24 protein-coding genes are annotated in these 21,782 nt (G+C 59.0%); 13 read left to right on the top strand and 11 right to left on the bottom strand.

Annotated elements, in window-relative coordinates:
* Positions 1 to 22 precede the first annotated feature (22 nt).
* Together frr and pyrH are read right to left on the bottom strand one after the other, a co-directional pair.
* Entirely contained in the window at positions 23 to 586 is a 564-nt protein-coding gene (gene frr, locus SJY29_RS06635) for a ribosome recycling factor (RefSeq protein WP_110278712.1), read from the bottom strand.
* A 171-nt stretch (positions 587 to 757) separates the two neighbouring features.
* On the bottom strand, positions 758 to 1,483 hold the full coding sequence (gene pyrH, locus SJY29_RS06630) for a UMP kinase (protein WP_055292896.1): 726 nt from the start codon (positions 1,481 to 1,483) through the stop codon (positions 758 to 760).
* 194 nt (positions 1,484 to 1,677) lie between these two features.
* Between pyrH and SJY29_RS06625 the strand changes: the two genes are divergently transcribed.
* Genes SJY29_RS06625 through SJY29_RS06615 form a run of 3 tightly spaced genes read left to right on the top strand, consistent with a single transcriptional unit; the run spans position 1,678 to position 4,158 of the window.
* Positions 1,678 to 2,340 (top strand): hypothetical protein, encoded by a 663-nt coding sequence (locus tag SJY29_RS06625; protein ID WP_400088074.1) that lies wholly within the window; start codon positions 1,678 to 1,680, stop codon positions 2,338 to 2,340.
* Between the two features lie 28 nt (positions 2,341 to 2,368).
* Positions 2,369 to 3,289: a tRNA (adenosine(37)-N6)-dimethylallyltransferase MiaA gene (gene miaA / locus SJY29_RS06620; protein WP_400088072.1), complete on the top strand. Its 921-nt coding sequence runs from the start codon at positions 2,369 to 2,371 to the stop codon at positions 3,287 to 3,289.
* Positions 3,290 to 3,342: 53 nt separating this feature from the next.
* Positions 3,343 to 4,158 carry an AraC family transcriptional regulator gene (locus SJY29_RS06615; RefSeq protein ID WP_400088070.1) on the top strand — a complete coding sequence of 272 codons (816 nt, stop codon included), beginning with the start codon at positions 3,343 to 3,345 and terminating at the stop codon, positions 4,156 to 4,158.
* A 9-nt stretch (positions 4,159 to 4,167) separates the two neighbouring features.
* On the opposite strand, the gene SJY29_RS06610 is transcribed toward SJY29_RS06615, so the two are convergent.
* Positions 4,168 to 4,749, bottom strand: coding sequence for a lytic transglycosylase domain-containing protein (locus tag SJY29_RS06610; RefSeq protein WP_400088068.1), 582 nt, complete (start codon positions 4,747 to 4,749; stop codon positions 4,168 to 4,170).
* Between the two features lie 150 nt (positions 4,750 to 4,899).
* On the opposite strand from SJY29_RS06610, the gene ssb reads away from it, so the two are divergent.
* Positions 4,900 to 5,409 (top strand): single-stranded DNA-binding protein, encoded by a 510-nt coding sequence (gene ssb, locus SJY29_RS06605; protein ID WP_110278708.1) that lies wholly within the window; start codon positions 4,900 to 4,902, stop codon positions 5,407 to 5,409.
* Positions 5,410 to 5,414: 5 nt separating this feature from the next.
* On the top strand, positions 5,415 to 5,732 hold the full coding sequence (locus SJY29_RS06600; protein WP_110278707.1) for a hypothetical protein: 318 nt from the start codon (positions 5,415 to 5,417) through the stop codon (positions 5,730 to 5,732).
* A gap of 60 nt (positions 5,733 to 5,792) precedes the next feature.
* On the opposite strand, the gene aroB is transcribed toward SJY29_RS06600, so the two are convergent.
* Both aroB and SJY29_RS06590 read right to left on the bottom strand, forming a co-directional pair.
* Positions 5,793 to 6,914, bottom strand: coding sequence for a 3-dehydroquinate synthase (gene aroB / locus SJY29_RS06595; RefSeq protein WP_400088065.1), 1,122 nt, complete (start codon positions 6,912 to 6,914; stop codon positions 5,793 to 5,795).
* Positions 6,915 to 7,472, bottom strand: coding sequence for a shikimate kinase (locus SJY29_RS06590; protein WP_400088851.1), 558 nt, complete (start codon positions 7,470 to 7,472; stop codon positions 6,915 to 6,917).
* Between the two features lie 150 nt (positions 7,473 to 7,622).
* Here SJY29_RS06590 and SJY29_RS06585 point away from each other — a divergent pair, with 150 nt between their 5' ends.
* The 6 genes from SJY29_RS06585 (at position 7,623) to SJY29_RS06560 (ending at position 12,936) form a co-directional block, all read left to right on the top strand.
* A complete protein-coding gene (locus SJY29_RS06585; protein WP_165689292.1) occupies positions 7,623 to 7,775 on the top strand; it encodes a hypothetical protein in 153 nt (50 codons plus the stop codon).
* Positions 7,776 to 7,812: 37 nt separating this feature from the next.
* A complete protein-coding gene (locus tag SJY29_RS06580) occupies positions 7,813 to 9,288 on the top strand; it encodes a hypothetical protein (RefSeq protein WP_400088063.1) in 1,476 nt (491 codons plus the stop codon).
* Positions 9,285 to 10,226 carry a site-specific tyrosine recombinase XerD gene (locus SJY29_RS06575; RefSeq protein WP_400088061.1) on the top strand — a complete coding sequence of 314 codons (942 nt, stop codon included), beginning with the start codon at positions 9,285 to 9,287 and terminating at the stop codon, positions 10,224 to 10,226. Before SJY29_RS06580 ends, SJY29_RS06575 begins: the two co-directional genes overlap by 4 nt.
* 52 nt (positions 10,227 to 10,278) lie before the next feature.
* Complete coding sequence (locus SJY29_RS06570; RefSeq protein WP_400088059.1) at positions 10,279 to 11,577, top strand: HlyC/CorC family transporter; 1,299 nt, start codon at positions 10,279 to 10,281, stop codon at positions 11,575 to 11,577.
* Positions 11,578 to 11,816: 239 nt separating this feature from the next.
* Positions 11,817 to 12,266, top strand: coding sequence for a hypothetical protein (locus SJY29_RS06565; protein ID WP_400088057.1), 450 nt, complete (start codon positions 11,817 to 11,819; stop codon positions 12,264 to 12,266).
* 46 nt (positions 12,267 to 12,312) lie between these two features.
* The gene (locus tag SJY29_RS06560) at positions 12,313 to 12,936 is read left to right on the top strand and encodes a hypothetical protein (RefSeq protein WP_400088055.1); all 624 of its coding nucleotides are present in this window, start codon (positions 12,313 to 12,315) and stop codon (positions 12,934 to 12,936) included.
* A 10-nt stretch (positions 12,937 to 12,946) separates the two neighbouring features.
* Here the strand turns inward: SJY29_RS06560 and SJY29_RS06555 are convergent, their stop codons facing one another.
* A complete protein-coding gene (locus tag SJY29_RS06555) occupies positions 12,947 to 14,482 on the bottom strand; it encodes a helicase HerA-like domain-containing protein (protein WP_400088053.1) in 1,536 nt (511 codons plus the stop codon).
* A gap of 404 nt (positions 14,483 to 14,886) precedes the next feature.
* Between SJY29_RS06555 and SJY29_RS06550 the strand changes: the two genes are divergently transcribed.
* Complete coding sequence (locus SJY29_RS06550; protein WP_400088051.1) at positions 14,887 to 15,483, top strand: invasion associated locus B family protein; 597 nt, start codon at positions 14,887 to 14,889, stop codon at positions 15,481 to 15,483.
* 48 nt (positions 15,484 to 15,531) lie between these two features.
* Here SJY29_RS06550 and SJY29_RS06545 read toward each other — a convergent pair whose 3' ends face one another.
* From SJY29_RS06545 to SJY29_RS06530, 4 genes are all read right to left on the bottom strand, one after another.
* On the bottom strand, positions 15,532 to 16,740 hold the full coding sequence (locus SJY29_RS06545) for a beta-ketoacyl-[acyl-carrier-protein] synthase family protein (protein WP_400088049.1): 1,209 nt from the start codon (positions 16,738 to 16,740) through the stop codon (positions 15,532 to 15,534).
* Positions 16,741 to 17,001 carry an acyl carrier protein gene (locus tag SJY29_RS06540; protein WP_110278699.1) on the bottom strand — a complete coding sequence of 87 codons (261 nt, stop codon included), beginning with the start codon at positions 16,999 to 17,001 and terminating at the stop codon, positions 16,741 to 16,743.
* A gap of 63 nt (positions 17,002 to 17,064) precedes the next feature.
* Complete coding sequence (gene lpxD, locus SJY29_RS06535; RefSeq protein ID WP_400088048.1) at positions 17,065 to 18,126, bottom strand: UDP-3-O-(3-hydroxymyristoyl)glucosamine N-acyltransferase; 1,062 nt, start codon at positions 18,124 to 18,126, stop codon at positions 17,065 to 17,067.
* A 33-nt stretch (positions 18,127 to 18,159) separates the two neighbouring features.
* Positions 18,160 to 19,770: a murein L,D-transpeptidase gene (locus SJY29_RS06530; protein WP_400088047.1), complete on the bottom strand. Its 1,611-nt coding sequence runs from the start codon at positions 19,768 to 19,770 to the stop codon at positions 18,160 to 18,162.
* 344 nt (positions 19,771 to 20,114) lie between these two features.
* On the opposite strand from SJY29_RS06530, the gene SJY29_RS06525 reads away from it, so the two are divergent.
* Positions 20,115 to 20,684, top strand: a complete 570-nt coding sequence (locus SJY29_RS06525) for a YcbK family protein (RefSeq protein WP_400088045.1) — start codon at positions 20,115 to 20,117, stop codon at positions 20,682 to 20,684.
* Positions 20,685 to 20,699: 15 nt separating this feature from the next.
* Here SJY29_RS06525 and SJY29_RS06520 read toward each other — a convergent pair whose 3' ends face one another.
* Positions 20,700 to 21,638 (bottom strand): hydrogen peroxide-inducible genes activator, encoded by a 939-nt coding sequence (locus SJY29_RS06520; protein WP_400088043.1) that lies wholly within the window; start codon positions 21,636 to 21,638, stop codon positions 20,700 to 20,702.
* Positions 21,639 to 21,782 lie beyond the last annotated feature (144 nt).

The raw sequence follows: 21,782 nt of genomic DNA, 5'->3' as shown, positions 1-21,782 counted from the left end.
CTTCTGGTAAAAACCTTGCGGGTCAGACCTGCATAATTTCAGCTTGTTTCGTCTCGACCGTCTCATCGACCAGCTTAATATGCAGGTCGGTCACTTCTTGTACCGTCGCTTCCCAGAATTTCTGGTCATCCTCGGACAGGCCATCGCTTTTGGCTTTCTTGATCTGGTCCATGCCGTCGCGGCGCAGGTTGCGGATCGCAACACGCGCGCTTTCGGCATACTGGCCGGCGACCTTGGTCAACTCACGGCGGCGTTCCTCGTTCAACTCGGGGATCGGCAGCATAATAATCGTGCCGTTCAGTTGAGGATTGATCCCCAAGCCACTCTCACGAATGGCTTTTTCAACTTTCCCCACCAGCGCCTTGTCCCAGACGTTGATGGTTACCATCCGTGGTTCAGGCACGTTCACAGTGCCCACCTGATTGATCGGTGTCATCGACCCGTAGGCATCCACCATCACAGGTTCCAGCATCGAACCGGATGCGCGGCCGGTGCGCAATGACGCCAGTTCAACACGCAGGTTCGCGATTGCACCCTCCATGCGGCGGGTCAGATCATCGGTATCGAGTTCAAAATCGTCAGACATGTTCTACTTGCTCTTCCTCATCGGGCGCAGCCCGCTTTTGATCGTTTTAGGCCAAAGGGACAGCCTTGTATAGTCAGGCAAATCTGGCGCTATTGTGCAGTTTTCGTGCAACTGCCCTTTTTATGCTGGCAAATCACAAATGTTGTTCAAGAGGAGGCGCACCAGCGCGCCCTAGTCTTTCACAATCGTATAGGTGCCTTCACCGGCCAGAATACCCTTGAATCCGCCCGGTTCATCCAAAGAGAACACGATAATCGGCAGATCATTGTCACGCGCCAGGGCAATGGCACTGGCGTCCATCACACCCAGATGCTTTTGCAGTACCTCGTCGTAGGACACATTGTCATAGCGGACCGCATCATCATGTTTGGCGGGGTCCTTGTCATAAACACCGTCCACCTTGGTCCCTTTGAAGATCGCCTCGCAATTCATCTCGCTGGCGCGCAATGTTGCAGCGGTATCTGTGGTAAAATACGGGTTGCCCGTACCTGCGGCAAAGATGCAAACGCGCTTTTTCTCAAGGTGGCGCACGGCGCGGCGGCGGATATAGGGCTCGGCCACCTCGTTCATGGTAATCGCCGAGATCACGCGCGTGTGGATGCCCAGTTCTTCCAATGCCGATTGCATCGCCAGCGCGTTCATGACCGTGGCCAACATGCCCATATAATCGGCTGTCGTGCGCTCCATGCCTTGGGCCGAGCCTTGCAACCCGCGAAAGATATTGCCGCCGCCGATCACCATGCAAATCTCGACACCCATGTCGTGGACCGACTGCACCTCGCGCGCGACGCGTTGCACCGTTGGCGGATGTAGACCAAAGGATGTGTCGCCCATCAGCGCCTCACCCGAGATCTTAAGCATCACACGTTTATATGCTGTTTTCTCAGTACCGCTCATGGCGCGCCCCTATGTCTGATTGATTGAGCGGCAAAATGTCGGAAAATGGCGGTAGTTTCAATGCCACAATCACCACAAAAGGCATTGCCAGACGTTGACCGGAGCGAACCCTGCGCCCTATGGTCGCAACATATTCATTCCGCGAGACAAATTCAGTTGGGTCCGCGCCCGCAACCTGACCAGAGGAACACCCGATGCATACTGTGACCAAGACAAGTCTTCTTCTTATCGGTGCACTTGGCCTTGCCGGCTGTGACGGCGCGAGCGAGCCCTTTGAGTTTGCGACGACATTCGACACTTTCGCAGACTATGATCCGATCCTGACCTTTGAAGATGTCCTCATAGATGAGGGAGGCGAGATTATCACCACAGATGACATCGCACAGCCCGACAATTTCGCCACCGCAGGGACCGGCACAACCAGCTATACAGGCGCAATCCTGACAGAGACGGTACCTTCCGATGATGAAGCCAGCCGTTTGCTGGTCGGCCAGTTGCAGCTGGATGTTGCTTTCAGCACCGACACAATCACCGGCTATGCGGGCAATTTCATTTATGAAGATGATGAAGCCCTGAATGGGACCCTGATCGGAAATGGCGGTTTCGTGCGCGACTCCGTTGAGTCGACGCCGGGTGCAGAAGACTTCTCGCCCCACTTCACAGGCATGAACCTGACCGGAGCGCTTTCAGGACCAAATGGCGAGGCCTATGACGCCAACATCGCGCTGACAGGCTATTTCCTGGCTGAAGGTGATGTTCCTGGCTCCGCTGTCGACAGTATAGCAGGGATCGCAGAATTCGACTTTGGAGCCACGGGCCCCGATTTCGAAACCGGAATTTTCGCCGCATCGGATTAAGTTCCGGTCCCTGAAATCGCGCAACGACGTGTCAACACAGGCAGATAGTCCGCTGATCCTGCCGGATCGGCCCATACTGATCGCGGGGCCGACCGCCTCGGGTAAATCTGCGCTGGCGCTGCATATCGCGCAGACCCAAGGGGGTGTCATCGTGAATGCCGATGCGCTGCAGGTCTTTGACGGCTGGCGCATTCTGACGGCACGTCCCGATGACCGTGATCAGGCTTTGGCCGAACACGCGCTTTACGGGCATGTGCCCTTCGATGCGGATTATTCCGTCGGGCATTGGCTGCGCGACGTTGCGCCATTTGTGAACGGCCCCCTGCGGCCGATCATCGTGGGTGGCACCGGTTTGAACTTTCACGCCTTGACACAAGGGTTGGCCGAAATCCCCCAAACGCCGCCCGAGGTCAGAGAGGCCGGTAACGCCCTGCCCCTGCCCGCGTTGCTTGCCGCACTTGATGCAGAAACCAAAGGTCGCATCGACACGCGGAACCGGATGCGCGTGCAACGTGCGTGGGAAGTGCTGCAAGCCACCGGCCAGAGCCTTGCCGATTGGCAAGACAACACACCACCGCCGCTGCTTCCCGCGACAGCGGCAACCTGCATTACGCTGGATGCGCCCAAAGACTGGCTGAACGACCGGATCGCGCGGCGCTTTGATCAGATGCTTGACCAGGGCGCCCTGGATGAGGCGCGCGCCATGCTGTCCCGTTGGAACCCTGACCACCTGTCATCAAAAGCCATCGGCGCGCCCGAACTGATCGCCTATCTGCAAGGCACCCTGAGCCTGCCCGACGCACGCGAGGCCGCGATCATTGCGTCACGGCAATATGCCAAGCGCCAGCGCACGTGGTTCCGCGCGCGGCATAAGGACTGGCACCACATCGCGGCAGACAACCCTGACTTATCTGCAACACTCCGATTCGCTGATACGGCAGAGGATTGAATCCAAAGCGAAATCTGCAAAGACTTGCCAAAAATCAACAATGAGGCAAGTTGATGAATATGATGAGCACCGATCACGCAGCCCTTGCGCTGGCGACACTCACCCATGGCGGTCCTGCGTCCCGCTGGCGCACCGAGGCAATGCGGAGCCACAGCACGGCCCGACTGATCCACATCACCAAGGGTCAAGGCCGTATCACTGTGGCCGGTCTGACCAACGGCTACGGCCCCAATAACCTGATCTATATTCCTCCCCATACGATGTACGGCATCGAGGTTGGCCCGACAGTGTTCGGCCAGATCCTCACCTTGCCTGACACGAACGGATGGCCGGAGACGCCGTTTCATCTGCGGCTCTTGGATGTGGTGCCGCAAAAGGAACTGGTCTCGCTGATCGAGGCGATTGAACGCGAACTCAAGCCGACGGGTGATCAGCGGGCAGCGCTTTGTCACTTCGGCCTGCTGGGGATTTTCGTGGAACGTCAACTGATGAACCAGAACCCAGCAACACGCGACGCACGACGCGCGACGGCTGCGGCCAAACTTGTCGCGCAATATACCACCTTGATTGCGCAGGATTTCCGCTCGGATCGCAGTGTCGCGAGCTATGCCGCAGCCCTCGGTGTGACACCGACGCATCTGGCCCGCAGTTGCCGGCAGACTTGCGGCCGCTCTGCCCTGTCGCTGCTCAATGACCGCATCCACTATGAGGCCTGCACATTGCTGCGCGACACAACGATCCCCGTGCAAGAGATCGCCAAGCGTCTGGGCTTCAGCTCGCCCGCCTATTTCACCCGCAGCTTTCAGGAAAAATCGGGTCAGGCCCCCACGGATTTCCGCAGGACAGGGACAGCACCTGCACGGGCCTGAAAAGGCACGCTAGTCGCCCCAGATCACCCGGACATAGTTTTGTGTTTCCGCAAATGGCGGAATGCCACGATACCGCTCAACTGAGCCAGGGCCTGCGTTATAGGCCGCCAGCGCCAGTGGCCATGACCCGAAGGCCTCATATTGCGCACGCAGATAGCGTGCGCCACCCTCAAGGTTTTGTGCCGGATCCAGCGGATCAACCCCCAACGCACTTGCGGTTTCGGGCATCAGCTGCGCCAATCCCAAGGCCCCTTTCACAGACCGCGCCGTCGGGTTCCAACCACTTTCCTGTGCGACAAGACGCAGAAAAAGCCCGACCGGAACACCGTGGCGCGTCGCCGCCGCCTGCGCGAGGCGCAGATGCGGGCCGTTGTAGGTGCCTGTATAGGCGGGGGTGATCGTGAACGCTTCCGCGCGGGGCGGCTGAAGGCGGACAGAATTCTCGTATTGCTCGGCGGCACGCCCGTCCAAAACCGATGTCTGGCTTTTCAGTAGCCCTGAGCGCGACATGGTGGACACCTGCTCTTGTGCGACGACGGGTGTGGCGGCCCAAGCGACAAAAAGGCAGGCAATCATTGGCAGTCGGGACATCACGGGCGCTCTCGTCGGTTTCGCATGAGAGATACCTAGTCCTTTTGACTGCCCACGCCAATGCTCTTGCACGTGAACCACTCGTTAACCTTGTTGCGCCATCCCGTGTCTGTCACAAAAGCGCAAAGCAGAATCGTCGGAGGTGCCATCATGGCCGGATCAGTCAACAAAGTTATTCTCATCGGTAATCTGGGTGCTGACCCTGAAGTGCGGACGTTCCAGAACGGTGGCAAAGTCGCAAACCTGCGGATTGCGACATCCGAGACATGGAAAGACAAAAACACCGGCGAGCGCCGCGAAAAGACCGAATGGCATACTGTGGCGATTTTTCAGGAAGGGCTGGTGCGCATCGCGGAACAGTACCTCAAAAAAGGGTCCAAGGTTTACATCGAAGGGAAGTTGCAGACCCGCAAATGGCAGGACCAGTCCGGTCAGGACCGCTATTCGACAGAAGTCGTGCTGAACGGCTATGACGGCACGCTGACCATGCTCGACAGCCGCAACGAAGGTGGCGGTGGCGGCAACTATGGCGGCGGTGGCGGCTATGGGGGTGGCGCATCCGGCGGTGGCTACGGCGGCAACGATGGTGGCTATGGCGGCGGCGGTGGTGGCGCACCATCCGGCGGCGGCAGCGACATGGACGACGAAATCCCCTTCTAAAGCCCATGGTTCTTGCACCCGAAGCACAGATCCTGATCCTGATCGGCATTATTCTGGCGGTTGCCTATCTGGGGATATTCCCCACGCTTGAAGAGAAAACCATCAATAAGCTGATGGGGATTGATCTGGCCCTGAATGTACTGGCCCTGATTGTGGCCGGTGCATGGTTCTGGGGCACAGGCGTGACCTTTACGCTGGTTTTCTACGAGACAAACTGGGCGATCTTCACGATTGTCTGCTTTGCACTTCTCGAAATCCCGCTGTTTCTGAACTTTGCAAAGAAACACGGCATCCGATTGGATGGCCGCGACGACGACGATTAGGCACAACGCAGTCCCGGACGTGATCCGGGACCTCGTGTTGCCGTGAAACCTACGCCGAGATCAACCCCGCGACGCTGCGCCAAGCGCGTCTTCCAAGACACTCAAAACAGCTTCGCGCGGCACATCGGACGTGATAAAGGCATCGCCGATCCCGCGCGCCAGAATAAACCGCAGCTTGCCATCCAGCACTTTCTTGTCCTGCCCCATCAGCGCCAGCAGGCCCGCTGCATCAGGCAAATCGCCCGGAATATCGCGGATATCCACCTTCATGCCCATGTCGCGCAGGTGCGCGCGCACACGGCTGGGGTCTTCCTGACTGCAAAGCCCCATGCGCGCAGAGAGTTCAAACGCCAGCGCACAGCCAATCGCCACCCCTTCACCGTGTAACAGTCGGTCGGAATAGCCTGTCGCCGCCTCCAGAGCATGACAGAACGTATGGCCAAGGTTCAAAAGCGCACGGTCGCCCTGCTCTGTCTCATCACGTTGCACAATATCGGCCTTCATCTCGCACGACCGCGTGACCGCACGCACACGCGCATCCATATCGCCCGCAGCCAGTGCCGGCCCTTCCGCCTCAAGCCAGTCAAAGAACGCCGCATCGCCCAAAAGCCCGTATTTGACGACCTCACCATAGCCCGCCAGAAAATCGCGCGATGTTAGCGTGCCCAGCAAAGCGGTATCGGCTAGCACGAGGCTGGGTTGATGAAAGGCCCCAATCAGGTTCTTGCCGCTGGGGGAGTTGATGCCGGTCTTGCCCCCGACAGAGCTATCCACCTGCGCCAGAAGTGAGGTTGGGATCTGCACAAAGCGCACGCCCCGCCGCAGGATTGCCGCGGCAAAGCCCGCCAGATCACCGATCACACCGCCGCCAAAGGCCACCACGATATCGCCGCGCTCGACCTTCTGGGCCAGCAACCATTCGACAGATCGTTCCAGTTGCGCCCAGCATTTGGTCGCCTCGCCCGGCGGCAAGGCAAGCGCATCGCTCGTCAGCCCCGCGTCCGCCAACGACCTTTGCAACTGCGCCAGATGCAACCCAGCGACATTCTCATCCGTCAGAATACAGACATGCCGCCGCCCACCCATTGCGGCGATACGCGTCCCTGCCTGCGACAGCACACCGGGGCCAATCAGAATGTCATAGGCGCGGCCGGGCAAATCGACGTGGACGGTAGCGGTCATTCAGGTGCTCTCCAGAATATCGGGGCGGCTGGCCAATACATCGCGCACGGAACGCATCGTCTCGTCGATACTGGCGTTTTCCTTGACGTCGATCTTCAACCCTGCAAGCGCATAAATCGGCGTCCGTTCAGCATGGATCGCCGCCAAGGTGGCTTGGGGGTCGGCTGTGCGCAGCAAAGGCCGCGTATCTTTATGGCGCACACGTTCCCATAAAATCTTGAGGTCCGCATCCAGCCAGACCGCCACACCCATCTGAGCGATAGCCTTGCGGTTCTCTTCGGCCAGAAAGGCCCCGCCACCGGTTGAGACAATCCCCGGTGGACCTGACAAAAGCCTCTTGAGCACCTCTGCCTCGCGTTTACGGAAAAAGGCTTCGCCATCACGGGCGAAGATTTCGGCAATCGTTGACGCCGCCGCCTCTTCGATGGCCGCATCACTGTCCACAAACGGCACATCAAGTGCGGCCGCGAGGGCACGCCCGATCGCGGTCTTGCCAGACCCCATCATACCGACCAGAACAACGGTCCGTTTGAGGTGATAGGTCTGCCCTTCGGCCATCGCGATACTGCCTTTCTTGTCGGCCAACCTATGCCGAACGCAAAATTTAATGCATGAATGCCGTGATCTTGCACGAAAGGCCATATATAATCCCTTCAATAAGCGGGGAAGAACCCGCATATTGAGGCAACATAAGAATTGGGGCAGACAATGTGGCGGCTCATCAAGGCAGTTTTATTTTTGATTATTATCGCGGGTCTGGGTCTCGTGGCCTATGCCTATATCGGTCCACTCTTTTTTCCGACCGATTTCGCAGCCCCCTCAGAAGAGGTAAGTTATCCTGTTACGCTGGAAACAAACTAAGGCATTTGGTTTGGCATTTTGCCTGACGGCAACTTCAGTGTCCGCGCAAGGCGACGGGCAAAACGAACCGCTGTCCGCCATTGAATGGCTGTCACGCAGCGTCGAGCCGACCCCGCTTTACGAACCCCCTGCTGTGGATGATGCCACCTCGCCTGATGTGCAGGTCACACCGTTGGACCGCCCCTCGAAAGACCCCATCGGTCTGTTGTCTTCCGACGTAACCGGCCTGCCCCCGACACTCTGGGCCGCCAGCGATGAGGCTGTGCTGGTCGATCTTGTCCGCGCCGAGCGTGTTGATACGGTGCCCGCCTTGCAGGATTTTCTCAAAGTGCTGATGCTGGCCGAGGCTGATCCGCCACGTGGCGCGGACGGCGAAGGGGCACTGTTTCTCGCGCGTGTCGACAAACTTCTCGACATGGGCGCGCTGGAACCTGCGCAGGCGCTGATTGAACAGGCCGATCCCGATACCGCGCCGCTGTTCCGGCGCTGGTTCGATGTAGCGTTGCTCACGGGGACCGAGGATTACGCCTGCGACGCCATGCGCAGCACGCCCGCGATCGCACCCACTTTTTCGGCACGTATCTTCTGTCTTGCCCGCACAGGTGACTGGCCCGCTGCGGCCCTGTCATTGAACACACACCGCGTGTTGGGCGACATCAACCCGCAGGAAGAGGCGCTTTTGTCACGCTTTCTGGACCCCGAGCTTTACGAGGGTGAACCACCGCTGACGCCCCCTGCCCGCATCAGCCCACTGACATTCCGCATGCATGCCGCAATTGGCGAGCCGTTGATCACTGCCACCCTGCCCCTGGCCTTCTCCCATGCGGATCTGCAACCGACGACTGCTTGGAAAGCACAGCTTGAGGCGGCTGAGCGCCTTGCCCGCTTGGGGGCCATTTCCGAGAATGTCCTGCTCAAGCAATACACCGCCCGCACCCCCGCGGCCTCTGGCGGGATCTGGGATCGCGCCGCCGCGATCCAGCGCTTTGATGCGGCGATGGCCGCGAATGACCCCGCCCGCGTGGCACGCACCCTGCCCGATGCATGGGCCGCGATGCAGCAGGCGCGTGTCGAAGTGCAATTCGCCAAACTCTACGGCGCGGCGCTGCAGGATGTACCTTTGTCCGGCGAAGCCGCCGTGATCGCATTTGAGGTGGGATTGTTATCGCCCAGCTATGAGGCCGTGGCCAATGCCGCCGCGGGCACCGGTTTCGATCCGTTCCTGATCGGGATCGCACAGGGCCTTCCGCAAGAGGTGCGCGCCACTTCACCGCAGGCACGCGCCATTCAGGAGGGTTTTGAGAACGTGCCGCCCCCTGCCGCATTGGAAAGCAAGGTGGACCAAGGGCAACTGGGCGAGGCCCTGTTGCGCGCCCTTGCTCTTTTCGCGGAGGGCGCAGAGGGTGATTTGCGTTCTGTGACAGACGCGCTCTTGCTGTTCCGTGCAGTGGGTCTGGAAGATGTCGCGCGCCGTTCTGCGTTGCAATTGATGTTGTTGGACCGCAGGGCATGACCGCGACCGATCAACCGATGGCCCGTTGGGTGCAGATCTTTCTGGAGGCGCAGGCGGCAGAACTGGATGCGGCCACAAACACGCAATTAGCCTATGCCCGCGATCTTCAGGATTTCGCTGGATGGCTTGCACACAAAAAGCTGCATTTCGCGGACGCGACCCGCGATAACGTCGAAAGCTACCTGATTGATTGCGAACATGAGGGACTGGCAAACAGCACGCGGGCACGCAGGCTTTCGGCGATCAAGCAACTCTACCGCTTTGCGTTCGAGGAAGGGTGGCGCGACGACAACCCCGCCATCCAGATCAAAGGCCCTGGCCGCACGCAACGTCTTCCCAAAACGCTCTCCATTGCCGAGGTGGACAGGCTGCTGGACGCGGCGCGAAATACGCCGCGCGAAGCCTTGCGCAACACCTGCCTGATGGAACTGCTCTATGCCACAGGCATGCGGGTGACCGAGTTGGTCAGCTTGCCGGTTTCGGCTGCACGGGGTGATCCGCGCATGCTGTTGGTGCGCGGCAAAGGCGACAAGGAACGTCTTGTGCCACTGTCGCCTTCGGCGCGCGATGCTTTGGCGCTCTATCTCAAAGAACGCGATGTGGCCGAAGAGGACGCGCGCAAGAAAGGGATACCGCCCTCGAAATTCCTCTTTCCCTCACGCGGCAAGGCGGGGCATTTGACACGGCACCGGTTTTTCGGGCTGATCAAGGAATTCGCGGTTGCCGGTGGTGTCTCGCCTGCCAAGGTCACACCGCATACGCTGCGCCACGCCTTTGCGACCCATCTGCTGGCGGGCGGGGCCGATCTGCGGTCCATCCAGACGATGCTTGGCCATGCCGATGTCGCAACGACCGAGATTTACACACATGTGCTCGATGAACGCCTGAAATCGCTTGTATTGGACCACCATCCCCTTGCAAAAGCGTCAAAGTCTTGAAGCTGACGCCCAGACCCCCCATAACAACGATGTTCTTGCTTGAAAGCCTCTGATGGAAACCGCTTCTTACGACGCCGCCTTTTGGTTAACCGCTGGCGCTATTCTTGTACTTCTGGTGATGTCCGCCTTCTTTTCCGGCTCGGAAACGGCGCTGACCGCCGCCTCTCGGGGCAAACTGCGTTCCGCCGCTGACAAAGGCTCAAAGGGGGCCGAACGCGCGCTCAAGATTACCGAAGACAACGAACGCCTGATCGGGTCGGTCCTTTTGGGCAATAACGTTGTGAATATTCTGGCGACATCGCTGGCGACAGCCGTCCTGACCAAACTTTTCGGCCAGAACGGTGTAGCAGCCGCGACCTTGATCATGACGCTCCTGGTGCTGATCTTTGCCGAGGTGCTGCCCAAGACCTTTGCCATCACCAACCCTGAAACCGTGGCCTCCGGCGTGGCGCGCCCGATTTCGGTGATCGTCTTTGTCTTTTCGCCCATCGTGGCTGCCGTGCGTTATCTGGTGCGCGGTGTTCTGTTCATGTTCGGTGTCCGCACGGACCCTGACAGCAACATCCTTGCCGTGCGCGAAGAGATCGCAGGCGCGCTGTCGCTGGGCCATTCCGAAGGGATCGTACAGAAAGAGGACCGCGACCGTATTCTGGGCGCGCTTGATCTGAACGAACGCGCAGTCGAGGAGATCATGCTCCACCGCTCGCAGATCGAGATGGTCGATGCAGACCTGCCGCCGCAGGATATCCTCGCGCAGATCCTTGAAAGCCCCTATACCCGCCTGCCGCTCTATCGGGGCGAGCAGGAAAACATTGTCGGCGTGATCCACGCCAAAGACCTGCTGCGCGCGATGCACAAACTGCTACGCGGCGGGAATGACGCAGCGGGGCTGGCCGCGTTTGACGTGATGAAAGTGGCGATGCCGCCCTATTTCGTGCCTGACACCACAACGCTTGATGACCAGATGCGCAACTTCCTCAAACGCAAAACGCATTTTGCGCTGGTGGTGGATGAATACGGCGCGCTGCAAGGGCTGATCACGCTGGAAGATATCCTTGAGGAAATCGTGGGCGAAATCGCCGATGAATTCGACGACCACGAAGAAGACCAGATCGAGGCCACCTCGGACGGGGCCTATATCGTGGATGGCGGCATGACGATCCGCGATCTCAACCGCGCGCACGACTGGAACCTGCCCGATGACGAGGCCAACACCGTCGCCGGACTGGTCATCCACGAGGCCCAGATGATCCCTGTCGAGGGTCAGGTGTTCTCGTTCCACGGCTTCCGTTTTGAAGTACTGGCCAAAGATGAGAACCGGCTGGCGACGCTGAAGATCAGGAAGCTGTGACAGGCGCAGCCCGCTAGCACCCTCAAATCTCGTGTTGCGCAACAAACGGGCATGACGCTTGTTTTGCGTACAAGGTCGGTGTCGGATACGCGACGCGCATAATGAGCGTTAGAATTTACTTTGTTCTGAGCGGTCCTGCCATTATCATCCTAACAAGTGAACCGCACTTATCGACGCGCGACACAAGGTGTTTACCGGAGATCGTTATGAGTTAGATTTTACAAGTTGCAGCGATCGCCATGGCTACGGTGGGGACCGGTGCCGCAACGATGACGGTCATGAAGCCCGAGATTGCAGACCTTGCCGTGCCTGAGGGTGATTGGTCCACGGGTGAGATATTGGATGGTCAATCCTACTTTATTGAAGGTGTTGATCTCGACAGTGGCACGGTCTTGCTGGATGAGCTCGTTTTTCGCGACGGAACTTTTCAATCCGTGAATTGCCAGACCTACTGCGATTTCGGATGGAGCAACTACCGGACGAAAGTACTGGATGATGTGATCCACTTCACGGCCACGACGCAATGTCCGGATGCACCCCATACGGTCGTCTGGTACGGGACTGTGACCGAAGGCCAGATGCAGCTTGCTGGCACATGGACCACAAGGCGATGGTACTGGAACCATCAAATCAGGTTCTCGGCTGAAGGATCCACAACGCCGCCCCTTGATCCGAACGTCACCGGATAAGGCCGCACCTGTGAACCCTTCACGCACGAGCACTACGAAATTCGTAGTGCGGTTTTTGATCCTGATCGCTTTTCTTGTGCTCGCCACTTGGGGCGCGCATATGGTCAAAGAGGCACTGAACCTCGAAATCAAACCCGGCAATGAGGCGATGGTCCATCGTGCCATTATGCTGGGTGGGGTGGCCTATATCGGGCTGCTGGCCCTGCCCTTTGTGCCGGGTGCCGAAATTGGCATTGCGATGCTGGCTGCCTTTGGTCCCGGGATCGCACCTCTGATTTATATGGCGACGGTCGCATCCATGATGTTGGCTTATATGATTGGGCGGTTTCTTCCGATAAGCGCGCTGGAACGTTTTTTAAATTTGCTGCACATGCAACGCGCCGCGGCCCTCGTCGCCCGCGCCACACCGCTATCCGGCGACGACAGGCTTGCTATGCTGTTGGACGGTCAGTCCAAACGTGCGGTCCGTGTGGGGCTGCGCTATCGCTATATCGCCCTTGCTATTGCGGTGAATACGCCGGGAAATTCAATCATCGGCGGCGGCGGCGGGATCATGATGATCGCGGGTCTGAGCGGGATATTCTCGCCGCTTCTTGCCTTTCTGACGATCGCGATCGCCGTTTCACCGGTGCCCTTGGCCGTGTTGTTTCTGGGCCTGCAGTTGCAGTAGCGGTGGTCCGCTACCGCCCCTTGAACAGACCGCCCAGAATCCCGCGCACGATCCGGCGGCCTGTTGTGCCCTTGAGCTCTTTGACCACCACAGACGCCAAGGCGCCGCCGAAACCCTCATCGGAGGACTTGCGGGATGACGATTTGCGGGTGCTGCCCCCGTCATAGCGCCGCGCCGCTTTGAATTCGCGCTCTTTCTCTTCAAGGCGCGCCTCTTCGGCTTCGGACTCTTCGGCGGCTTTCGCGGCTGCGTCGGCCCGCTTGCTCAGGATTTCAAACGCACTCTCGCGGTCCATTGTCTTGTCGTATTTGCCCGCCATGTCCGACACGCTCATGATCGCCTTGCGGGTCGGTTCATCAATCGGCCCAAGCTGTGATGACGGCGGCCTGATCAGGGTTCGCTCAACCACCTGTGGGATACCTTTGCGGTCAAGGAAGGACGTCACGGCCTCACCGGTGCCCACCTCTTGGATGGCCTGCGCCGTATCGAACGCCGGATTGTCACGATAGGTTTCGGCAGCGGTCTTGAGCTCTTTACGGTCCTTGGCCGTGAACGCGCGCAGCGCATGTTGTACGCGGTTCCCCAACTGGCCCAGCACATCATCAGGAATATCGCCAGGGTTTTGCGTGACGAAATAGACGCCCACCCCTTTGGAGCGGATCAGACGCGCGACCTGCTCGACCTTATCGACCAAGGCTTTGGGTGCGTCGTCAAAGAGCAGGTGCGCTTCATCAAAGAAGAACACCAGTTTGGGTTTGTCGGGGTTGCCGACCTCGGGCAGTTCCTCAAACAGTTCCGACAGCAGCCAGAGCAGGAATGTCGCGTACAAACGCGGGCTGCCCATCAGTTGATCGGCGGCCAGAATGTTGATCTCGCCCCGCCCGTCATCGCGGGTGCGCATCATATCGGCCAGATCAAGTGCGGGTTCCCCGAAAAGCGCAGTGCCTCCCTGATTTTCCAGCACCAGCAATTGCCGCTGAATCGCCCCCACAGAGGACGCCGCTACATTACCATAGCGCAGCGAGAGCGCCTGCGCATTCTGCCCGACCCAGACCAAAAGCGCCTGCAGATCCTTGAGGTCCAGCAATGGCAGACCCTCTTCGTCCGCGACACGGAAGGCGACGTTCAGCACGCCTTCCTGCACATCGGTCAGGTCCATCAGGCGTGAGAGCAGCAAAGGCCCCATTTCTGCGACGGTGGCGCGGATCGGGTGGCCTTTTTCGCCGAAAAGATCCCAGAACGTCACAGGATAGCTATCGTATTGCAGGTCTAGGCCGATGGTTTCAGCACGCGACATGAAGGGGGCGTGCAGTTTGAAATCCGCTGAGCCGCTGAGCGCCAGACCGGACAGATCACCTTTCACATCCGACAGAAACACCGGCACCCCTGCCGCTGAAAATCCTTCGGCCATGATCTGCAAAGTCACTGTCTTACCGGTGCCCGTCGCCCCTGCGATCAGACCGTGCCGGTTGGCCTTGTCCAACAAAAGCGTTTGGGGTGCGCCATAGCCCTCACCGCCGCCACCAATAAAGATACTTTCAGCCATATCAGCGTTCCCTGCATAAATTTATCAGGCAAAATACATTGTTAACCAAATCGTGCCACCTTAAAGCGCGCGATCGTGTCAGAGATTGACATTACTGCATACGTCCTCCCTGTTTGACTGGCCGTGCCTTCGGGCACGGCTTTTTTCTGTGACACGGAGAAACAACGGTCTTCACCAAGTCGTCAAATTTTTGCTGTTGACGGTCACTTTTTGTTTTCGTAGCTTCTTTCCAATTAGTCGGCCAAGTCCGACAGGGAGAACATGAAGCAGGGTCCTTTCGGGGGCCCTTCTTCTTTTCTGGCCCCCGAAATTGTGAGCGGAAGCCAGCGCAGTCCCGGGTTTTTGCCCCTGACACCCTGCCCGCCCCGTGTTAAGCCGCCAAAAAGCGAATGAGGAACAAATCTATGCGCAGTCTATTGAAATCCGCCCTCTTGGCCGCCCTGCTGGGTCACGCCGGCATGGTTCTGGCACAAGAGACATCAGAGCAGCCGGAAACAACCGCCGAAGACGGGCTGGCATTGGGTGAGCCTCTTGGTCCACAGGTCGGCGAACCTTATGAGCGTGAGGTTTTCGGTGACTGGGCCCTGCGCTGCATCAAGGCCGAGGAAGGCGAGCGGGATCCCTGCAATCTCTATCAACTGCTGACCAATGAAGACGGTGTTGCTGTTGCAGAGTTCAATCTTTTCCCGCTTCCCGAAGGCCAGCGCGCTGCAGCGGGGGCCACTGTGGTTGTGCCGCTCGAAACACTTTTGACCGAACAGCTGACAATCGCAGTCGATGGGCAGAACGCACGCATTTATCCGTTCACTTTCTGCAATCGCGCGGGCTGTGTGGCACGGATCGGCTTTACACAAGCTGAAGTCGACCAGTTCAAGCGCGGCTCGGTCGCGACCGTCCGCCTTGTTCCTGCGGCAGCACCGGACGCAGAGGTTGTATTGGATGTATCACTGCGGGGCTTTACCGCCGGCTTCACATCGTCGTCACAAACCAGCCCCGACTGATCCAGCCGGATGTGATGCCCTTTTTGCATTGTGCGGCCCATCAGCCGCTCAATGCTTGCGCAGCGCAATCACCGCATTGAGACCGCCAAAAGCGAAAGCATTGGACAAGGCGACATCCACCTGCGCCTCGCGTGCCACATTCGGCACCACATCCAGCGCGCATTCCGGATCAGCTTCTTCATAGCCAATCGTCGGCGCAATGATCCCGTCGCGCAGCGCCATGATGCAGGCGATCAGCTCGACCGCACCAGTGCCCCCGATCAAATGCCCGTGCATGGATTTGGTCGACGACATCATCAACTGATCCGCATGCGCGCCAAAGACATCCGCAACAGCGGCACATTCGGTTTTGTCATTCGCCGCAGTGCCCGTGCCATGGGCGTTGATATAGCCAACAGAGTCTTTGGGAAGTTTCGCATCCTTCAGCGCGCCACCTATGGCACGGGCGGCGCCCTGTTTGGACGGTGTCACAATATCGCAGGCATCCGACGACATCGCAAAACCCGCCACTTCGCAAAGAATCTCTGCGCCACGGGCGCGGGCATGTTCATAGTCTTCGAATACGAAAACCGCCGCACCCTCGCCCTGTACCATGCCACTGCGTGTGGCCGAAAACGGGCGGCAGGCGTCGCGCGACATCACGCGCAACCCTTCCCACGCCTTGATCCCGCCAAAGCACAGCATCGCCTCGGACCCGCCTGTCACCATGACTTTGGCCATGCCGGAACGCACCATGTTGAATGCCTGCCCCATCGCATGGTTCGAGGACGCACAGGCTGTGGCGACCGTAAAGGTCGGGCCGCGCAGGTTCCATTCGATCGACACGTGGCTGGCGGCGGCGTTATTCATGAGGCGCGGCACAATGAAGGGATGCACGCGGTTCTTGCCCGCCTCATAGACAGCGCGGTAGTTTTCGTCCTGCGTGTTCAGCCCGCCACCCGATGTGCCAAAGATCACACCGGATTGATCTGCCAACTCACCTGAAAATGTGAGACCGGACTGGCCAATCGCCTCGCGCGCGGCCAGAAGCGCGAATTGCGTAAAGCGGTCATAAAGCGCGATTTGCTGGCGGTTGAAATGCGCGCCTTCATCATAGCCTTTGATCTGCCCCCCGATCTGGATCGCAAGGCGGTCGACGTCCGCGATCTCGAGCGGGCCAATGCCACAGCGCCCGTCCTGCATCGCCAGGAGTGTGCTGGGCATATCGGGCCCCAGCGGATTGATCGTCCCCGCCCCGGTGATGACCACACGCCGCATTCAGGCGGCCTGCTCGGACTTCAGCTTTTCAACCGCGGCCACAATTGCCGCGACAGACGAGATATCAAAATCACCGGCTGTCGGGTCATTGGCGTTGAAGGGAACAGAAATATCAAAGGTTTCTTCGATCGCAAAAATGCTCTCGACAAGGCCGAGGCTGTCGATGCCGATATCCTCCAGCGTATTCTCCATCTGGATATCGGATGGCTCCAGCATGGCCTGTTCGGCTATAATTGCAATCACCTGATCTTTGATGCTCATCTTATCACACCCATGTTGCTTGGCGGGGATGTAGTCATTCTATCAGCAATTTGAAACAGGCAATTAACGCTGCGCCAAATCGCGCAGGATACGGGGCAAACGGCGCAGGGCTTTGTAGCTGTCGATATGGACCTGCATTTTGGTGGCCGGATAGCCCATCATCACGCGCCCCGCAGGCACATTGGACAGCACGACACTGCCGCCCCCCAAGACCACATCGTCGCCGACTTTTAGATTATCCGCGATCCCGGCTTTGCCACCCACAACCACACGGTCGCCAATCACCGTGGACCCGGCGACACCGGCCTGCGCACATAGCAGACAATGCGCGCCCACAATCACATTGTGGCCAACCTGCACAAGGCTGTCGATCTTGGTGCCATTGCCCACCCGTGTGGGGCGGATTGTGCCTGCATCAATGCAGGAATTCGCCCCCACTTCCACATCATCGCCGACAACCACCCCCCCCAGTGAATGGATCCGGTGCCATGTGGGATCGTCAGGCGCGTGCATCGCAACCTCGCCCAACGTCTCGCGCGCCTTCTCAACGTTCGAAGGTTCCGCCGTCACAAAGGAAAATCCGTCGCCGCCAATCACGACATTGGGGTGCAGGATTACGCGCGCACCAAGGTGCACGCCACGTTGCAGGCGCACACCCGCGTGAATTTGGCACGCCGCACCAATCTGCACGCCTGCCGCGATGCTGACCTGATCGGCAATCCAGGTTCCCGCGCCGATGACGACATCCGCACCGATCACGCAAAACGCCCCGATTGTCACATTGGCCCCGATCTGTGCCGACGGATCAATCGCCGCCTGCGGGCTAATCCCTGTGCGCGGCAGGTCTGCATCCAGCATCTGCGTCAGATGCGCCATGGCCAGCCGTGCGCGCGGTGCGATGATCGCGGCCTCAAGCCCCAGACCCTGCCAATCGGCGCCGGGCCAGACTACAGCAACGCGTGCCTGCCCTTGCCCTAAAGCTGCGCCATAGGCGGGGCTCATGGCCAGCGCCAGATCGTCGGGGCCCGCGCTTGCGGGTTCAGACGCACCATTGACCAAAAGCTCAACGGCGCCAAAGGCTTCTGCCCCCAGCGCCGCAGCGATATCTTTTACACGATGTGCCATTCTGCCCCCGGGCGTATTATTCCGGGGTCAGATTTACCCGCGAACGGCGCGAAGAGCCACCCCTTCCCGCGCAAGCGCGTTCCAGATCCGTCCGTCACGGCCATAAACATCGCGGCGGAATTGCACACGCCCGTCCGCAGGCACAAAGGCCGTCCGGTAGATAATGTGCACCGGCACCGGTGCCTCAAGATCAACGCGCCGTTCCCGACCAGAGCGCAGATGCGCCTGAAACACCTCTTCGGGGTTGCCCACCTGCCTTGCAAGCAAGGCATAGGCAAAATCGAACGGATCGGCCAGACGCACACACCCGTGGCTATAGGCGCGCACCTCGCGGCCAAAGAGGCTCTTGGAGGGGGTGTCGTGCAGATAGATGTTGTAGCGGTTCGGGAACATGAACTTCACAAGCCCCAAGGCATTGCCCTGACTTGGGGGTTCGCGCATGGAATAGGGAAAGTTTGTCTCGGTGTAACCGCTGAAATCAGCACTGCTACGGTCAACCACACGGCCATTGCGATCTGTGATCACCAGATTGCGCACTGCATTGGGGTTTGCCCGCAACTGCGGCAGATATTCCTTGGTGATGATGGAACGCGGGACGTACCAGCTTGGATTGATGACCATAAATTCCATCACATCCGAAAACTCGGGCGTGACGCGGTCGCGGTCACGCGCGCCCACGACCGAACGGGTCGAGAAAGTCTCGACGCCGTTGTCGAATATCTTGGCGGTGAAATCCGTGATGTTCACCCAGATATAACGCTCGCCACGCGGGCGGTTGATCCAGCGTTCGCGTTCCATCGCAACGATGATGGAGCGCAGGCGTTCTTCGGGCTGCTTGTTGATCTCGGCAAGTGTGCCCGGACCTGCGGTGCCATCAATGGCAAGGCCATGGGCCTCCTGAAAGCGGGTAATCGCGCCGAAAATTGCATCGTCGTAGGTTTGGGTCGTCGTCCGCTGCAGATAGCCCATCGCAATCAGACGGTTACGCAGCGCGACAACACCCGCGCCGCTATCACCACGCTCGTATTTCTGGCCCGGAACCGTAGGCCCCCAGCCGCCATCGGCCAACAAACGTTCCATCCGCATCTTTTCGGACATCAGGCGTGTGTATTCCGGGGCGCTGGGCGGCAGCGCGCGCAGAAACGCAGCCGGATTGGATTGCGCAAAGGCACGCATCGTGCTCAAGCGCGACCGCAAGGGCACCTGCCGCACGATCGAGGCATCTATGCTTGACGGTGTCAGCAACCCTGTCTGGATATCACGCGCATAGTCCAGAAACTGGCGCGACAGTTCAACTTCCAGACGGCCCTGCTGTTGCGGCGTCGACGCAGCCTCCAGCTGGGCAATCAGACCTGCCGCATCATAACGGTTCGTTGGCAGACCATGGTCGCCCGCACTGTTGAACGCCGCAAGCAAAGCGTTACGGCGATTGCGGTCATCCCGCGCGCTCCAGATACCATCAAATCCGCGCTCGCGGTAAAAGCTGAGCAGGTCGGGATCACTTGATGCCGCCTCTGCGACAGCCTGCCGGAATTCGGTGACTTGGGCCTGCGCTTGCGGGGCGGAGAAGAGAAAAATCAAGGCGGCAAAAATCGTTGGCAACACAGCGCGCAAACGGTTCCGGGGCAAAATGGCAGCAGACATCGCGTTTCGGTCCCTTAATAAACAATGACTTACAATACACTTCGGACAGTGTGATCAAAAGTATGCATATCCCTACCCGAATTTGTGTCTATTGACAAAAGCGCGAGCCATTCACGCGGTTGTAAAGTGTTGCACCGTTGCAGCCCCGCGGTGTGACATTGAATCCTCAAAGCCACAAATGCGCGAAAATTCGCCAATTTCCCACTTGTTAAGCACAATTGCCTAAACAGGTCTTGGTCAACGATTCGAAATATGTAATACCACCTGCACATCTGGGGAGATGTCGGGACAAGCCACTGAAAAATTGGCCAATTAAGTCGAGCGACGGGACAGGCGCGAAACACATGAAAAAAACAAACTCCTCTGGGTTCACCCGGCGCGGATTACTGGGCGCATTTGCAGCAACAGCCGTTGCAGCAGCACCAACATATTCCAACGCGGCGGGTTTTTTGCGTGGTGCTGGCGATGTGCGCCGGATCGCAATGCATTCCGGCCGCACCGGCGAACGCCTGGACACGATCTACTGGATCGAGGGTGAGTATATCGCCGAAGCAGTCCGCGAAATTAATATGCACATGCGCGACTGGCGCACAGGCGAAGCAGTACAGATGGATCTGCGCACAATCGATATCATGTCGGCCGCGCTGAACCTGATGGAAACCAGCGAACCCTACCTTCTTCTTTCCGGCTACCGCTCCCCCCAGACAAACCAGATGCTCCGTTCCAGCAGCCGCGGTGTTGCACGCAATTCTTTGCACATGCGCGGCCAGGCCGCCGATCTGCGCTTGACCAGCCGGACAACAGCGCAAATGGCCAACGCGGCGATTGCCTGTCGTGCGGGCGGTGTGGGCCGCTACAACGGGTCAAACTTTGTCCATATGGATTGCGGCCCGATACGGAGCTGGCGCGGCTAGGCCACCCGCGACCCCCTAATCCAGAATAATCGGCGATTGCCCCGTCTGAAGGTTTGCGCGTGCCGCATTTCGGATCACATCCGATAGGCGCTCGAACATCCCTGCATTTGCAGCCCGCCGCCACACCAGACCAATAGACCGCGTCACCGAACTGCGCCGGAACGGACGCACTGTGACATTGCTGGACCGGCTATCAATTTCGGACCACGCATATAGCCGCGGCAAAAGTGCTACGCCCATCCCCATCCCGACCATCTGACGAATGGCATCAAGGCTCGTGCCTTCATAGTCGCGCGCGATGATGCCCCCATGCTGCTGGCACAAGGCTGCAATCTGGGCATGCATGGCATAGTCCGGCCCCAGCGAGAGCACATTCAGATCCAGCAAGTCCGCTTCGGTCACTTCTGATTTTGCTGCCAAAGCGTGGTCATCCGGCAGCGCCAAAAGCAGGGGTTCGCGAAACAGGCGCTGTGTGGTCAGGTCCGCGCCGCCCTCGGGCAATTGTGTGAGAATGACATCAAGGCTGCCCGCCAGAAGCTCACCGCGCAGATCGCGCGGCGCAACCTCGCGGATATAAAGTCGTAGGTCGGGGTATTTCGCGTGCAACCGTTCCACCACGAACGGCATCAGATAGGGCCCGATTGTCGGCGTCGTGCCCAGCCGGATGGTACCGGTCAACCCTGTCTGCAGCGCCGCTGTCAAATCCATGATCCCGCGCACCTCGTGCAGGATCCGCGAGGCCCGCGCCACGACCTCGCGCCCCTCGGGCGTCAGCGTCACAGGCCCGCGCCCCCGTTCCACAAGACGCAGGCCCAGAAGCTCTTCGAGATTGCCTATTTGCAAGCTCAGCGAGGGCTGGCTGATCCCCATTGCCTCGGCCGCTTTGCGAAAGTGCCGCGTCTCGGAAAGCGCCACCAGATAGCGCATCTGGAGCATACTGGGCAATTTGGTCATCTGTCCCCCATCCGATAGGAAATTCCTATCAAAACTTAACGTCCCATTGACTTCACTATATTATATTTGCTGCTACATCCAGTCGCAGTTGGGGACAAAAAGGGACGCGCCTGCAAGGACTTGCACAAGTTGCAATGTGTTGCG

It is taken from the genome of Yoonia sp. R78084 (assembly GCF_044595625.1).
Taxonomy (GTDB): domain Bacteria; phylum Pseudomonadota; class Alphaproteobacteria; order Rhodobacterales; family Rhodobacteraceae; genus Yoonia.
This window is presented reverse-complemented; position numbering and strand designations above follow the sequence as displayed.